At 32.5% G+C, this 1,277-nt stretch carries 2 protein-coding genes and 1 pseudogene (1 of these 3 running past the window's edge); 1 reads left to right on the forward strand and 2 read right to left on the reverse strand.

The genetic code is table 11. The features are described from left to right. Nucleotides 1-460 (forward strand): hypothetical protein (locus A2255_08000; GenBank protein ID OGI23513.1); only part of this gene is annotated, 460 nt, incomplete at its 5' end. 25 nt (nucleotides 461-485) lie between these two features. Here the strand turns inward: A2255_08000 and A2255_08005 are convergent. Both A2255_08005 and A2255_08010 read right to left on the reverse strand, forming a co-directional pair. Further along, nucleotides 486-1,163 carry a 2-C-methyl-D-erythritol 4-phosphate cytidylyltransferase gene (locus A2255_08005; GenBank protein ID OGI23514.1) on the reverse strand — a complete coding sequence of 226 codons (678 nt, stop codon included), beginning with the start codon at nucleotides 1,161-1,163 and terminating at the stop codon, nucleotides 486-488. A 44-nt stretch (nucleotides 1,164-1,207) separates the two neighbouring features. Next, nucleotides 1,208-1,277 (reverse strand): annotated as a pseudogene (locus A2255_08010) (hypothetical protein); it runs 157 nt beyond the window's last position.

Consider the following 1,277-nt stretch of genomic DNA (forward strand, 5'->3'; position numbering starts at 1 on the left):
TGGCACAAAAGTTCGTTTGAAGCTTGTTGATAAGGTTTCTACCAACTTAAATAGTGAGGGTGATGAAGTTAATTTTATAGTTATGGATGATGTAAAGCTTGCAGATACTACGTTAATTAAAGAAGGAACCAGGGCAACAGGTTTTATAGCAGAGTTAATTCCAAGAGGTAAGGCTGGAAAAGCAGGCAATTTGACTATTTATCTTGATTCAACAAAAGCTATAAATGGTAAAAGGGTTCCACTATCAGGAACTTTGACCAGAAAAGGTGAAGATAAAATTATTTTAACGGCAATTCTTTCTGTATTAGCATTTCCGCCGTTTAGCCTCTTATTTTTGACAATGACAGGGCATGATGCTCAATTGCCTGCTGGATATCAGACAAATGCCAGAGTAGACAGAGATGTAATTTTATCTCTGGATAACAGCAGTTTCGTTCCTGTTAGTGATTTCAAGTATTAATAATGGTTTGATCTGTCCTCGAAAGCTAACTCCTTGATGTTATAAAAACTTCAGCAATCTTTATGTCTTCTTGAGTAGTTATTTTAATGTTCTTATAACTTCCCATTACTGTATATGAAGGCATGCCAAGAGCTTCTATTAGTGCAGAGTCGTCGGTAAAGTTTTGTCCTTGAAATTTTATATGGGCTTCTAAAATATCTTTGTAATTAAAGACTTGAGGAGTCTGGATATTCCATAACTCTTCTCTATTTAACGTTTCTATAATTCGATTCTCTTTATTAACTCTTTTTATAGTATCTTTTGTGGGAACAGCTACAATAGCTGCTCCTTTTTCTGTTGCAGTTTTAATTGAATTTTCTATAATATCCCTGGTAATAAGTGGCCTTGCTCCATCATGAATAATAACAATATCAGGATTATTAAGAGTTTTTAGTCCTTTAAAAACAGATTCTTGCCTGGTAACGCCACCTAAAATAACCTGCTTAACTTTAGAAATATTATATTTAGACACTAAATTTTTTATTTCATCAATTATATTGTCTGATGTACAGATTATAATTTCATTAATGGCGTCTATTGATGAAATTGTCTGTAATGTATGGATAATAACAGGCATGCCGTTAATATTTTCAAGAAGTTTATTTTTGTTTGATCCAAATCTGGTTCCTGAACCTGCTGCTGGAATTATTGCCGATATTTTCATAGTTCTTACCTTAATAATATCAAAAGCATAAACTAAATTGTTCCTTATATAAAATGCTTAAAAGCTTCAGTATTGAGGCTGGATGAGTTAATCGTAATGATATCATTATTTACT

It is taken from the genome of Candidatus Melainabacteria bacterium RIFOXYA2_FULL_32_9, assembly GCA_001784615.1.
Taxonomy (GTDB): domain Bacteria; phylum Cyanobacteriota; class Vampirovibrionia; order Gastranaerophilales; family UBA9579; genus UBA9579.